This is a genomic window from Ornithinimicrobium carbonis, from assembly GCF_050703245.1.
GTDB lineage: Bacteria > Actinomycetota > Actinomycetes > Actinomycetales > Dermatophilaceae > Ornithinicoccus.
Genome location: NZ_CP192647.1, coordinates 3,029,951 through 3,042,284, shown reverse-complemented (window position 1 = coordinate 3,042,284; position 12,334 = coordinate 3,029,951). Strand labels below are relative to the sequence as shown.

9 protein-coding genes, 1 tRNA gene and 2 pseudogenes are annotated in these 12,334 nt (G+C 72.9%); 6 read left to right on the top strand and 6 right to left on the bottom strand.

Annotation, left to right across the window (positions count from 1 at the left end; genetic code table 11):
• The first annotated feature begins 2 nt into the window (after positions 1 to 2).
• Positions 3 to 876, top strand: a pseudogene (gene htpX, locus ACQ95T_RS15275) (zinc metalloprotease HtpX).
• Between the two features lie 6 nt (positions 877 to 882).
• Here the strand turns inward: htpX and ACQ95T_RS15270 are convergent.
• From ACQ95T_RS15270 to ACQ95T_RS15260, 3 genes are all read right to left on the bottom strand, one after another.
• Positions 883 to 2,322, bottom strand: a complete 1,440-nt coding sequence (locus ACQ95T_RS15270) for a hypothetical protein (protein ID WP_425944118.1) — start codon at positions 2,320 to 2,322, stop codon at positions 883 to 885.
• Between the two features lie 24 nt (positions 2,323 to 2,346).
• On the bottom strand, positions 2,347 to 2,889 hold the full coding sequence (locus ACQ95T_RS15265) for an RNA polymerase sigma factor (RefSeq protein ID WP_425944116.1): 543 nt from the start codon (positions 2,887 to 2,889) through the stop codon (positions 2,347 to 2,349).
• 162 nt (positions 2,890 to 3,051) lie between these two features.
• Positions 3,052 to 3,137: transfer RNA gene (locus tag ACQ95T_RS15260), tRNA-Tyr, on the bottom strand.
• Between the two features lie 77 nt (positions 3,138 to 3,214).
• Here ACQ95T_RS15260 and ACQ95T_RS15255 point away from each other — a divergent pair.
• The 4 genes from ACQ95T_RS15255 (at position 3,215) to rocD (ending at position 8,030) form a co-directional block, all read left to right on the top strand.
• Positions 3,215 to 3,712: a YajQ family cyclic di-GMP-binding protein gene (locus ACQ95T_RS15255; protein ID WP_425944114.1), complete on the top strand. Its 498-nt coding sequence runs from the start codon at positions 3,215 to 3,217 to the stop codon at positions 3,710 to 3,712.
• A 121-nt stretch (positions 3,713 to 3,833) separates the two neighbouring features.
• Entirely contained in the window at positions 3,834 to 5,300 is a 1,467-nt protein-coding gene (locus ACQ95T_RS15250) for a DUF4389 domain-containing protein (protein ID WP_425944112.1), read from the top strand.
• Positions 5,301 to 5,316: 16 nt separating this feature from the next.
• The gene (locus tag ACQ95T_RS15245; RefSeq protein ID WP_425944110.1) at positions 5,317 to 6,672 is read left to right on the top strand and encodes an MFS transporter; all 1,356 of its coding nucleotides are present in this window, start codon (positions 5,317 to 5,319) and stop codon (positions 6,670 to 6,672) included.
• A 134-nt stretch (positions 6,673 to 6,806) separates the two neighbouring features.
• Positions 6,807 to 8,030, top strand: coding sequence for an ornithine--oxo-acid transaminase (gene rocD, locus ACQ95T_RS15240; protein ID WP_425944108.1), 1,224 nt, complete (start codon positions 6,807 to 6,809; stop codon positions 8,028 to 8,030).
• Between the two features lie 109 nt (positions 8,031 to 8,139).
• Here the strand turns inward: rocD and ACQ95T_RS15235 are convergent, their stop codons facing one another.
• Genes ACQ95T_RS15235 through ACQ95T_RS15225 form a run of 3 tightly spaced genes read right to left on the bottom strand, consistent with a single transcriptional unit; the run spans position 8,140 to position 10,918 of the window.
• A complete protein-coding gene (locus ACQ95T_RS15235) occupies positions 8,140 to 9,786 on the bottom strand; it encodes an acyl-CoA dehydrogenase (protein WP_431473056.1) in 1,647 nt (548 codons plus the stop codon).
• Positions 9,708 to 10,208: a hypothetical protein gene (locus ACQ95T_RS15230; RefSeq protein ID WP_431473055.1), complete on the bottom strand. Its 501-nt coding sequence runs from the start codon at positions 10,206 to 10,208 to the stop codon at positions 9,708 to 9,710. Before ACQ95T_RS15230 ends, ACQ95T_RS15235 begins: the two co-directional genes overlap by 79 nt.
• 29 nt (positions 10,209 to 10,237) lie before the next feature.
• Positions 10,238 to 10,918 carry a TetR/AcrR family transcriptional regulator gene (locus ACQ95T_RS15225; protein WP_425944104.1) on the bottom strand — a complete coding sequence of 227 codons (681 nt, stop codon included), beginning with the start codon at positions 10,916 to 10,918 and terminating at the stop codon, positions 10,238 to 10,240.
• Between the two features lie 105 nt (positions 10,919 to 11,023).
• Between ACQ95T_RS15225 and ACQ95T_RS15220 the strand changes: the two are divergent.
• Positions 11,024 to 12,333: pseudogene (locus ACQ95T_RS15220) on the top strand (acetyl-CoA C-acetyltransferase).
• Position 12,334 lies beyond the last annotated feature (1 nt).

Genomic DNA, 12,334 nt, shown 5'->3' with positions numbered 1-12,334 from the left:
ACATGCACAACCACTTCAACGGTGTGAAGACCACGCTGCTGTTCGGCGCCATCATGGCGCTCTTCCTCGGGCTGGGCGCCGTCGTCGGCGGGGGCCGCTACATCTGGCTGTTCGCCCTCCTGGGCCTGGGCGCGACCTTCTACAGCTACTGGAACTCCGACAAGCTGGCGATCCGGGCGATGCGCGCGCACCCGGTCACGCCGGAGCAGCAGCCGCAGATGTACCGGATCGTGGAGGAGCTGTCGCAGAAGGCCGGCAAGCCGATGCCGCGGCTCTACGTGAGCCCGACCGCGGCGCCCAACCTTCGCCACCGGGCGCAACCCCGAGAACGCGGCCGTCTGCTGCACCGAGGGGATCCTGCACCTGCTCGACGAGCGCGAGCTGCGGGGGGTCCTCGGGCACGAGCTCATGCACGTCTACAACCGCGACATCCTCACCAGCTCGGTGGCCGCGGGGATCGCCGGCGTCATCACCTCCGTCGCCCAGATGATGCTCTTCTTCGGGGGGGCCAACCGGGGCAACGGCGGAAATCCGCTCGCGATGCTGGCCATGGCGCTGCTCGCGCCGTTCGCCGCGACGGTCATCCAGCTGGCCATCTCCCGGACCCGTGAGTTCGACGCCGACGAGGACGGGGCCGCGCTCACCGGGGACCCGCTGGCCCTCGCCTCCGCGCTGCGCAAGCTGGAGACCGGCACCGCCCGGGCACCGCTGCCGCCCGAGCCCCGCCTGCAGAACGCCGCGCACATGATGATCGCCAACCCGTTCCGGGCCAAGGACGCCGGTGCCCTCTTCGCCACCCACCCGCCGATGGCCCGGCGGATCGCCCGCCTGGAGGGTATGGCGCAGTCGCGCCAGCCGGGCATCGAGCGGCTCTGAGCCGGGTCACTCCCAGCTCTGCCAGTCGATGGCCTCGTCCGCCACGGCCAGGACCGTGTAGTGCATCCCGTCGCCGGTGAGCAGCTTCCACACCGGGACCTCCAGGGAACCCCCGGTCTGGGTCCACATCGCCCCCCGCACCAGCTCGGCGTCGGTGACCGTCTTGTCCTTGATGAGCATGGGGATCTTCATGCCCGGTTCGAGCGCGACCGGCTCGGGCATCTCGTACTCCGGATAGGGCACGGACGTGTCGGCACCCTCGAGCGAGGCCGCGTCCTCGGGGAGGTAGACCCCGTAGTCGACGGAGAACTCCCGCAGGCCGTAGCGCTCGACCGCCTCGACCGGTGAGACGACCGGGTAGTCCCCGAGGGAGGTGAGCTCCCCCGTCACGCCCCAGGCGCTGACGACCCCCTCCGGGCCGACGGTGACGCTGACGCTGAGCTCCTGGAAGGTGGAGTCGGCGGGTCGGCCCTCGACACCGACGGTCCGCGAGCCGGGCTCGTCCCACCCCGGCACCTCCAGGGTCCAGTCCTGCCCGACGACCCCGGTGTCGTCGAGGAAGTCGCGGGCGGCGGCGACCGCCTGCTCGGGGGTGGGGGCCTCGCCGGTCACCTCACGGCAGTCGTCCGGGTCGGGCATCGGGACGTCCGGACCCCAGGACGCCGCCCACTCCTCCTGCATCTGCTCGCGGCTCCCGGCGTCCGGCGGCACCATCTCCCGGCACCACGGTGAGCGGAAGCTGTCCTCGTAGGAGTAGTTCAGCGCCCCGCCCTCGGTCGCGTGGACGCTGAGCATCCGGCCGGTCGCGGGGTCGTACAACCCTTGACCGGAGCCCCACAGGTCACCGGTCTGCGCCACGGTGTCCCCGTCGAGCCCCAACGAGGTGGCCCAGGTCGTCAGGAACTCCTCGGGATCGAGGTCGGAGACCAGCGCCCGCACCTCCGCGCTCGTCCGCTCCTGCGAGAGGTCCTCGCCCGCGAGCAGCCGGACCGGGCCGGGGTCGACGTGCATCCCCTCGACCGTCCCGCCGCTCGTGGCCATCCCGGCCTCCGAGGAGCCGGTCTCCGAGGCCACCATCTCCTCGAGCGGCTGGGCTCCCGGGGAGGTCCCCGTCAGCGTGCCGTCGGCGGCCGGCCCGGGCGTCCCGTCACCCGTCCGGACGGCCACCACCCCGGGGTCGTCGGCGGCGCGCGAGCCGAGCAGGTAGCCCCCCGACCCCATCCCGAGCGCCAGCGCCACGGCGGCGGCGACCCAGGGCAGGGGTGCCCTGGCGCCGCGCCCGACCTCGTCGGGCACGGCCGTGGCACGGTCGGCGTCCAGGCTGTCGGGGGCCTTGCCCGCCACGCGGGCACGCAGGGAGTGCAGGTCGGGGTGGGACCCGGTGGCCGGGTCGCTGGTCCGCAGGCGGGCGAGGGCCTCGTCGTCGGTGCTGTCGTTGTCGACCATGGTGAAAAACGCCTCCTCGGTCGTTCAGTGGTCCTCGGACCAGGCCTGGCGGAGCCGGGCCCGGGCGCGGGAGAGGGCGGCCGCGGCGCCACCGCGGGTCAGACCCAGGGCGCGCGCCAGGCCCTCACCGTCCACGCCCTCCCAGGCGTGGAGCATCAGCACGCTGCGGTCCCGCGGACTGAGCAGGGCCATCGCCGCACGCACCTCCTGGTCGGCCATCACGAGCTCGGCGGGGTCGGCCGTCCTCGTGGTGTGCCGCTCCTGCTGGCTGCCGTACTCCGAGATGAGCGTGAGCGTGGGCCGACGGCGGTGGTTGGCCAGGACGTAGGAGGCGGTGCGGTAGAGCCACGGCAGTTCGAATCCCGTCGGGATCCGCTCGCGCCGCCGCCACGCGGTGGCGAACACCTCCGCCGCGAGGTCCTCCGCGTCGTCCCGGGAGGCGCGGCGCACGAAGTAGCGGTGGACGGACGTGGCGTGGTCGGCGAAGAACGCGTCGAACCACGTGGCGTCCCTGGGGTCCGCGACGCGCGCGGCCGTGCCGTCGTCGTCGGCGAGGCTCACACCCATCGCTCCTCCTGGCGCTCGAAGCTGGCGCCGGCCCCCTGGTCGGGGGCCGACACCCGCACTATGTCGCCGGTGGCCCCGGTGTTGCACGCACCGCGCCGGAAGGTGGGCGCGCACCGTGCCGGGAACGACGAAGGGCCCCACCTCGGTGGGACCCTCGCGTGCTGGTGGCAGGTGCAGGATTCGAACCTGCGTAGGCGTACGCCGACGGATTTACAGTCCGCTTCCATTGGCCACTCGGACAACCTGCCAGTGCGCTGCGCGCGGATGAAAGGATAACAGGACGGGACCACGGGTCCGAACCGACCACAGCAGGAGGTATGCCGTCATGGCCGACTCGTCCTTCGACATCGTCAGCAAGGTGGACCACCAGGAGGTGGCCAACGCCGTCAACCAGGCGGCCAAGGAGATCAGCCAGCGCTACGACTTCAAGAACGTCGGCGCCAGCGTCGAGCTGTCCGGGGAGGTCATCAAGATGGCGGCCAGCAGCGAGGAGCGGTGCCGGGCCGTGCTCGACGTGCTGCAGACCAAGCTGGTCAAGCGCGGCGTCTCGCTCAAGCACCTGGAGTACAGCAACGACGGGGAGCCCCGGCTCTCCGGCAAGGAGTACCGCCTCGAGGCCACCCTGACGGCCGGCATCTCGAGCGAGAACGCCAAGAAGATCTCCAAGATCATCCGCGACGAGGGGCCGAAGAACGTCAAGGCCACGATCCAGGGCGACGAGCTGCGGGTGACGTCCAAGTCCCGCGACGACCTGCAGGAGGTGCAGCGGCTGCTCAAGGCCAAGGACCTGGACGTGGCGCTGCAGTACACCAACTACCGCTGAGCGGGCGGGGCCGGGTGCCGGACGGCCCGGTCCCGTGACGTTGGTCACCCCGGGGCCGGAGCCTCTTCCGGCGTCCGCGCGGCAGAGATAGAGTGGGGATGACCAAAAGAAGGTGATCGCGATGACTGCGGTCCTCGCAGCGGGAACCGTTCCCGCCTACCCCGTCCACCTCACCGCCGAACCCCGACCGGACCGGCCCTCCCGCGGACTGTGGGTGATCAAGTGGCTGCTGATCGTGCCCCACGCGATCGTGCTCGCGGTCCTGTGGGCGGCGTTCCTCGTCCTCACCGTGGTCGCGTTCTTCGCGATCCTGTTCACCGGGCGCTATCCCCGGGCGGTCTTCGACTTCAACGTCGGCGTGCTCCGCTGGAGCTGGCGGGTGGCCTACTACGCCTACGGCGCCCTGGGGACCGACCGCTACCCGCCGTTCACCCTGCACGACGTGCCGGACTACCCGGCCCACCTCGAGGTCGACCGCCCCGGGCAGCTGTCGCGGGGCCTCGTCCTCGTCAAGTGGTGGCTGCTGGCGATCCCCCACTACCTGGTCGTGGCGGTGCTGACCACCAACGGCATCCGGTGGGTGGGCGACGCCCGCGTCGACGGTCTGGCCTGGGAGACCGCCGAGGGTGCCCGGTGGGTCTGGGAGGGGGGTGGGCTGATCGCCCTGCTGGCCGTGGTCGCCGGGTTCTTCCTGCTGTTCACCGGGCGCTACCCCCAGGGCCTCTACGACCTGCTCCTCGGCCTCAACCGCTGGGTGCTGCGGGTCGCCGGCTACGCCGCCCTGATGACCGACACCTACCCGCCGTTCCGGCTGGACCAGGGTGGCGGGAGCGACCCGCAGGACACCCTGGCTCCCTACGCCCCCGCAGGGACCTCCCTGCACGCCGGGAGCCCGCTGCTGCAGGACGACGCACCCCAGGCTCCCTCCACGACGGGCCGTTCCTCGTGGACGACCGGCCGGGTCGTCTCCGTGGTCGCCGGGGCGCTGGCCCTCCTGCTGGGTCTCGGCCTCGTCGTCGGCGGCGCCGGGGTCTCCGCCCTGCGCCAGGACGGCTGGGTCACCAGCCCCACCCTGCGGGTGCAGACCGACGGGTATGCCGTGGCCACCGAGCCGCTGGAGCTGCGCGGCCTCGGTCTGGACGAGGGTCTGGGCCAGCTGCGCGTGCGCGCGCAGGACACCGACGGCGGTGAGGTCTTCGTCGGGGTCGCCCGCGCGGACGACGCGGCCGCCTACCTCGCCGGCGTCCAGCACACGGTGCAGACCGGTCCGCTCACCGCGGACGCGCGCGAGGTCGAGGGCCTCGCGCCGCGCACCGACCCCTACGGCCACGACGTCTGGGTGGCCAGCGCCGAGGGCCCCGACCGCCAGTCGGTCGAGCTCCCGGCCACCCCGGGCAGCTGGGTCGTGGTCGTCATGCCCGCGGACGGCACCGCCGGCCTGGAGGCCCGGATCGACGTGGCCGCCACCATGCCGTGGGCGCGACCCCTCGGCGGTGCGCTGCTGACCCTGGGGGTGCTGCTCCTCCTGGGCGGCGGGGCGGCGGTCGCCCTGGCCGTGCGGGCCGCGGAGGCCGACACCCGGGCGTGACCTACGATCGACCACCATGTCGACGACGACGACGCCCGCGACGAGCGAGCACGAGCAGGCCCCCACCCGCGCCGAGCGGATGGGGCGCCTGCCGTACACCCGGGAGCACACCCGCACCCTGCTGGGCGCGGGCACCGGCTGGGCCCTGGACGCCATGGACGTCGGCCTCATCTCCTTCGTCGGCCTGGCGATCGCCACCTCCTGGGACCTGACGCCGACCGAGCAGTCCTGGCTGCTGTCCATCGGCTTCGTCGGCATGGCGATCGGTGCCACCTTCGGGGGGATGCTGGCGGACCGCTACGGCCGCCGCACCGTCTTCGCGCTCACCCTGCTCGTCTACGGGGTGGCGACCGGCGCCTCGGCGCTGGCCACCGGCCTGGCGGTGCTCCTCCTGCTGCGCTTCCTCGTCGGTCTGGGCCTGGGGGCCGAGCTGCCGGTGGCCTCCACGCTGGTCAGCGAGCTGTCGCCGACGCGCATCCGCGGCCGGATGGTCGTGGCGCTGGAGTCCTTCTGGGCCGTCGGCTGGCTGCTGGCGGCGCTGATCGGGTTCTTCGTCGTGCCCCGGTTCGACGACGGCTGGCGCTACGCCTTCGCCATCGGCCTGGTGCCGGCCCTGTGGGCCGTGGTGATCCGCTGGGGCCTGCCGGAGTCCCCGCTCTTCCTGGAGAGACGCGGTCGCGCCGAGGAGGCCGAGGCGGTCGTGCGCCGCTTCGAGGACTCGGCGGGGGTGGAGCCGCCGGCCCGCAGCCGCCCGCTGCCCCCCGTCCCGCCGAAGACCCCGGGCCAGCTGTGGTCCCCGGCCCTGCGGCGGCGGACCCTGGGCATCTGGCTGGTCTGGTTCTGCGTCAACTTCTCCTACTACGGCGCCTTCATCTGGCTGCCGAGCCTGCTGTACGCCCAGGGCTACGACATGGTCCGCTCCTTCGGCTTCACCCTCATCATCACCCTCGCCCAGCTGCCCGGCTACGCGCTGGCGGCCGTCCTCGTCGAGGTGTGGGGCCGCCGGGTCACGCTGGCCAGCTTCCTCGTGGGGTCGGCGGCCTCGGCGGGCCTGTTCGGCCTGGCCGAGGGGACCACCCAGATCCTGGCCGCGGGCATGGCCCTGTCCTTCTTCAACCTCGGGGCGTGGGGGGCGCTGTATGCGGTCACCCCCGAGATCTACCCCACCTCGGTGCGCGCGTCGGGGGCCGGGGCCGCGGCCGGGTTCGGGCGCATCGCCTCCATCGTGGCCCCGCTGTCGGTGCCGGTGCTGCTCGGTCTGTGGGGCAGCGCCGGTCTCTTCGCCCTCTTCGGCGGCACGTTCCTCGTCGGGGCCGTGGCGGCATACCTGCTGCTGCCCGAGCGCGCGGGGGAGAGCCTCGACGCGACCTGAGCGACGCCGACCCGGCTTTGCATACCTATTCTCGGCATCGCATACTTAGTCGATCGAGTCCGGCGGTGCCGCCGGACCGTGCCTCCCCGACCCGCACCCCGGTCCACCCCCGGCCCCACCCTAGGATGACGCGTATGACGCAGCTGTCGACCAACCAGGACTTCATCGACCTCGAGGACAAGGTCGCCGCCCACAACTACAGCCCGCTGCCCGTCGTCGTGGAGCACGCCGAGGGGATCTGGGTCACCGACGTGGAGGGCCGGCGCTACCTCGACGCGCTCTCGGGCTACTCGGCCCTGAACTTCGGCCACCGTCACCCCGCGCTGGTGCAGGCCGCCAAGGACCAGCTGGACCGGTCGACGCTGACGAGCCGCGCGTTCCACAACGACCAGCTGGGTCCCTTCTGCGCGTCGCTGGCCGAGCTGGTCGGCAAGGACATGATCCTGCCGATGAACACCGGGGCCGAGGCGGTGGAGACCGCGCTGAAGATCGCCCGCAAGTGGGGCTACCTCGTCAAGGGCGTGGAGGCGGAGCAGGCCGAGATCATCGTCATGGACGGCAACTTCCACGGCCGGACGACGACGATCATCTCCTTCTCCGACGACCCCGAGGCCCACGACCACTACGGGCCCTACACCCAGGGCTTCGTCTCGGTGCCCTACGGCGACCTGGCCGCGGTCGAGGCCGCGATCCACGACAACACCGTCGCGGTGCTGGTGGAGCCGATCCAGGGCGAGCAGGGCGTGAAGATCCCCAAGGAGGGCTTCCTGCCCGGGCTGCGGCAGCTGTGCACGGACCGGAACGTGCTGATGGTCGCCGACGAGATCCAGGCCGGCCTGGGTCGGGTGGGCACCACCCTGGCCTGCCAGTACGAGGGCGTCGAGGCCGACATGTACACCCTGGGCAAGGCCCTGGGCGGTGGCATCGTGCCGGTGTCGGCCGTCGCCGCTGACGCCGACGTCATGGGGGTCATCACCCCCGGCACGCACGGGTCGACGTTCGGCGGCAACCCGCTGGCGGCGGCGGTCGGCAAGGCCGTGTGCGACCTGCTCGCCACCGGGGAGCACCAGCAGAACGCGGCCACCCTGGAGGGGCAGTTCCGTCAGGACCTGGAGGCCCTCATCGGCCAGGGTGTGGACGAGGTGCGCGTGCGCGGGCTGTGGGCCGGCGTCGACATCGACCCCGGGCTGATGTCCGGGAAGGAGGCCTGCAAGGCGCTCGCGAAGAAGGGCGTGCTGGCCAAGGACACGCACGGCTCCACGATCCGGCTGGCCCCGCCGCTCACCATCACCGGTGAGGAGCTGAAGATGGTCACCGACGCCCTCACCGAGGTGGTCGCCGAGGCCCGGGAGGGCTGAGACCGGCCCGGCCAGACCGACGACACGCCCGGTCGCACCGACCCCGGGGGTTCACCTGAACCCTTTGGTCGGTGCGGCCGGGCGTGTCGGCGTGACGGGACGCCGCTGCTCAGGCCTGGGCGCCCGGCGTCCACCGGGCGGGGTCCTCGGCGAGCATCGCCGAGCCCAGCCAGGCCTCCGGCACGCCCATGCCCTCCACGAGCTCGAGGGCGTGCGGCCGCAGCTCGGTGCACAGCGCGTTGATCTGGGCGGTCACCGCCTTGGCCCGCGCGGCCGACATGCGGTTGTGCGACTGGAACCAGCCGGAGTCGGCCTCGATGGAGCTGAGCGCGTAGAGGGTGCACAGGCGCTCCAGGACGTCGCGCACCTCCCCGTCCTGGCAGGCCTCGACGCCCTCGACGAAGGCCTCCAGGACGACCCGGTCCATGTGCGTGCGGGCCGCCATCAGCACGTGGTCCTGCGCGTCGTTGAAGGCCGCGAAGGAGTCCTCGTCCTTGGCCCGGGCACGCATCCGGTTGGCCAGCGTCTGCAGGACGTGCTTCTCCCGGTCCACGAACATCGACAGGTGCCAGCCCCGGTCGAGCAGCGTCTCGTCCTCCGAGCGCCGGGCGGCGGCCGCGACGAGCCGGTTGACCAGCGGCCGGACGGCGGTCGCCTCGACCACCTGGCCACCGATCATCCGGGCGCCGGCCGCGACCATGCCCCGGGTGTCCAGGTCGCCCCACATCTCCTGGTAGCCGGTCAGCAGACCCTTGGCCACCAGCTGCAGCAGGACCGTGTTGTCGCCCTCGAAGGTGGCGAAGACGTCGGCGTCGGCCCGCAGGACCGTGAGTCCGTTCTCGGCCATGTACCCCGCCCCGCCGCACGCCTCACGGCATACCTGCAGGGTGTCGTTGGCGAACCGGGTGACGACGGCCTTCAGGCCGGCGGCCCGGGTCTCCAGCTCGCGCTGGGCGACCTGGTCGCGCTCGGGGGCCTCGTGCAGCTCCTGGAGCCGCTCGATGCACTCCTCCAGCGCGAAGGCGTGCGCGTAGGCCGTGGCGATCGCCGGCAGCAGCTTGAGCTGGTGGGCCCGGTAGTCCATGAGGACGACCTCGCCGTCCCGGCCGGGGGCGCCGAACTGCCGCCGCCGCAGGGCGTAACGGGTGGCGATCGACAGCGCCTTGCGGGAGGCGACCCCGGCGCCGGCGCCGACGCAGATGCGGCCGCGCACCAGCGTGCCGAGCATCGTGAAGAAGCGCTTGCTGTCGCCCTCGATGTCGGAGACGTAGCGGCCCTCGTCGTCGATGCCGCCGTAACGGTCGAGCAGCATCCGGCGGGGCACGCGCACCTGGTCGAAGGCGATCGTGCCGTTGTCCACACCGAGCAGACCACCCTTGGGACCGTTGTCGCCGAGGGTGACGCCCGGCAGGGGCCGGCCCTCCTCGTCGCGGACCGGCACGAGCACGACGTGCACGCCGTGGCCGGTCCCGTCGACGACCAGCTGGCCGTAGACGGCCGCCATCCGGGCGTCGCGGGCGGCGGCCCCGATGTAGGTCTTGACCGAGGACGGGGTGGGGGAGTGGACGACGAGCTCGTCGGTCTGCGGGTCGTGGGTGATCGTCGTCTCCAGGGAGGCCACGTCGGACCCGTGCCCGAACTCGGTCATCGCGTAGCAGCCGATCTGCTCCATCGAGATCACCGGGGGGAGGAACTCCTCGTGGTGGCGCGCGGTGCCCAGCGAGGTGACCGCTCCGCCGTACAGCCCGAAGTGCACGCCGGACTTGAGGTGACGGACAGGTCGCCGTGGGCGGTCATCTCGAAGTCGACGCAGGAGCGCCCGATGTCGTCCAGCCCGCCGACGGAGGTCGGGAAGCCGGTGCCGCCCAGGCCCAGGTCCAGCAGCGCGCGCAGGGTCTGCACCGTCCAGTCGCGGGCCTCCTCCATCGTCATGGCGGGGTCGCGCACCATGAGCTCGGCGGGCAGCGTGGTGCGCATGAGGTCGCGGACGGGTCCGTAGCGCCCGGCGGTCGCCCGGCGCAGCCCCGCCCCGAGCGGGGTCAGGTCCTCGGTCGTGCGCACGGTGGTGGCGGCCTCGGTCGCCGCCGAGGTCATCGGCACCCCGGCCGCGGCCGGGGCGTCGGGGGCGCCGGGGAGCGCCCCGGTGGAGGTGCTCGCCTGGGTGGTGGTGTCGGTCATCGTGGTCCTCCGGTATGACGTGGAGCTGGTCACGGGTGGGTTCGGGCCTGGGGACGGGTCAGGGCGGGGCGCAGCAGGGCCACGACCGCCGTGGTGAGGGTCTCGGAGTCCTGGGCGGTGTCGCCCGGGCGGGTCAGCCAGTGCTCGGAGGCCGAGCGGACCATCCCGACGACCATGTGGCCCCACAGGGGGGCCAGGACGGCGGCGTCGGGACGGCCGGTGGTGTCGAGGTGCTCGTGCAGGATGGTGCCCAGCTGCTCGGCGATGCGGTCGGTCAGCTGGTGGACGGGGTCGGCGGGGTCGACCTCGGTGGTCTCGAGCGGCCGGGTCATCACGAACCGGTAGATCTCGGGGTCCTGCTCCACCAGCCGCAGGTAGGAGCGGACCATCGCCGCGATCCGCTCCACCACGTCGTCGCTCGTCGCGCGGGCCTGGGCCAGGTCGGCCAGGATGCGGCCGTCGACGGCCTCGACGACCGCGCGGTAGAGACCGGTGCGGTCCCCGAGGTGGCGGTAGAGCACGGTCTTGCTCGTGCCGGCCTCGGCGGCGATCTCGTCCATCCCGACGCCGGCCCCGTGCGAGCGCACCGCCCGCAGGGCCGCCTCGACGAGCTGACGTCGTCGCTCGGTGCGGTGGGCCTCCCAGCGCACGTCGCGGCCGTCCCGGGCCCCGCGGACGGGGCCCCGACGCGGTCGGCCGACGGTGGTCATGACGCCCACAGTACCGCGTACCGGACGTATCGGCTACAGTCGGTACCGGATACCTTTCCGCCCACGTCGTGCCGGTTCCGGTGCCGGCCGCCCCGAGGAGTGTCGATGACCGACCAGCCCGACCAGCCCGTCCAGCCACGTCCCCGAGAGGCCGTCGTCGTCGGCGGCAACCGCATCCCGTTCGGCCGCGCGGGCGGGTCCTACGCCGCGGCCTCCAACCAGGCCATGCTCACCGCCGCGCTGGACGGGCTCGTCGCCCGGTTCGGGCTGGCCGGCGAGCAGCTGGGCGAGGTCGCCGCCGGTGCCGTGCTGAAGCACTCGCGCGACTTCAACCTCACCCGGGAGGCGGTGCTCGGCTCGGCCCTGGCGCCCACCACCCGGCCTACGACCTGCAGCAGGCCTGCGGCACCGGCCTGGAGACCGTCATCCAGGTGGCCAACAAGATCACGCTCGGTCAGATCGAGGCGGGCGTCGCGGGCGGCGTCGACTCCGCCAGCGACGCCCCGATCGCCGTCGGTGAGGGGCTGCGGAAGGCGCTGCTGAAGGCCAACGCGGCCAAGAGCCCGCTGCAGCGGGCCAAGGCGCTCGCCGGCATCCGGCCCGGGGACCTGGCGCCCGAGACGCCCCGCAACGCCGAGGCCCGCACGGGTCTGTCGATGGGGGAGCACCAGGCCCGCACCGCCAAGGAGTGGGGAATCTCCCGCGAGGCCCAGGACGAGCTCGCCGCGGCGAGCCACCACAACCTGGCCCGCGCCTGGGACTCCGGCTTCTTCGACGACCTGGCCACCGGCTTCCTGCGGCTCGCCCGCGACGAGGGCCTGCGGCCGGACACCTCCGTGGAGAAGCTGGCCACCCTCAAGCCGGTCTTCGGCAAGGGGGAGGGGGCGACCATGACGGCCGGCAACTCCACGCCCCTGTCCGACGGCGCCGCCACGGTGCTGCTGTCGAGCCGCGAGTGGGCCCAGGAGCGGCACCTGCCCGTGCTGGCCCGCTTCGTCGACGCGCAGGTCGCCGCGGTCGACTACGTCTCCGGCGAGGAGGGCCTGCTCATGGCCCCGGCCTACGCCGTACCCCGGATGCTGGCACGGCAGGGGATGAGCCTGCAGGACTTCGACCTCTACGAGATCCACGAGGCCTTCGCCTCCACCGTCCTGGCCACCCTGGCCGCCTGGGAGAGCGAGGAGTTCACCCGCGAGCGTCTCGGCCTGGACGCCCCGCTGGGGTCGATCGACCGGGCGAAGCTCAACGTCAACGGGTCCTCCCTCGCCGCGGGGCACCCCTTCGCGGCCACGGGCGGGCGCATCGTGGCCACGATGGCCAAGCTGCTCCACGAGAAGGGCCCCGGTTCGCGCGGGCTCGTCTCGATCTGTGCCGCCGGCGGCCAGGGTGTCGTCGCGATCCTGGAAGGGTGCTGAC

What these genes read in the sequence shown, in the direction of transcription:
- ACQ95T_RS15245 (WP_425944110.1), top strand. Translation starts at nt 5,317, where the DNA reads ATGTCGACGACGACGACGCCCGCGACGAGCGAGCACGAGCAGGCCCCC.
- ACQ95T_RS15270 (WP_425944118.1), bottom strand. Translation starts at nt 2,322, where the DNA reads ATGGTCGACAACGACAGCACCGACGACGAGGCCCTCGCCCGCCTGCGG.
- ACQ95T_RS15265 (WP_425944116.1), bottom strand. Translation starts at nt 2,889, where the DNA reads ATGGGTGTGAGCCTCGCCGACGACGACGGCACGGCCGCGCGCGTCGCG.
- ACQ95T_RS15230 (WP_431473055.1), bottom strand. Translation starts at nt 10,208, where the DNA reads ATGACCGACACCACCACCCAGGCGAGCACCTCCACCGGGGCGCTCCCC.
- ACQ95T_RS15225 (WP_425944104.1), bottom strand. Translation starts at nt 10,918, where the DNA reads ATGACCACCGTCGGCCGACCGCGTCGGGGCCCCGTCCGCGGGGCCCGG.
- ACQ95T_RS15255 (WP_425944114.1), top strand. Translation starts at nt 3,215, where the DNA reads ATGGCCGACTCGTCCTTCGACATCGTCAGCAAGGTGGACCACCAGGAG.
- ACQ95T_RS15250 (WP_425944112.1), top strand. Translation starts at nt 3,834, where the DNA reads ATGACTGCGGTCCTCGCAGCGGGAACCGTTCCCGCCTACCCCGTCCAC.
- rocD (WP_425944108.1), top strand. Translation starts at nt 6,807, where the DNA reads ATGACGCAGCTGTCGACCAACCAGGACTTCATCGACCTCGAGGACAAG.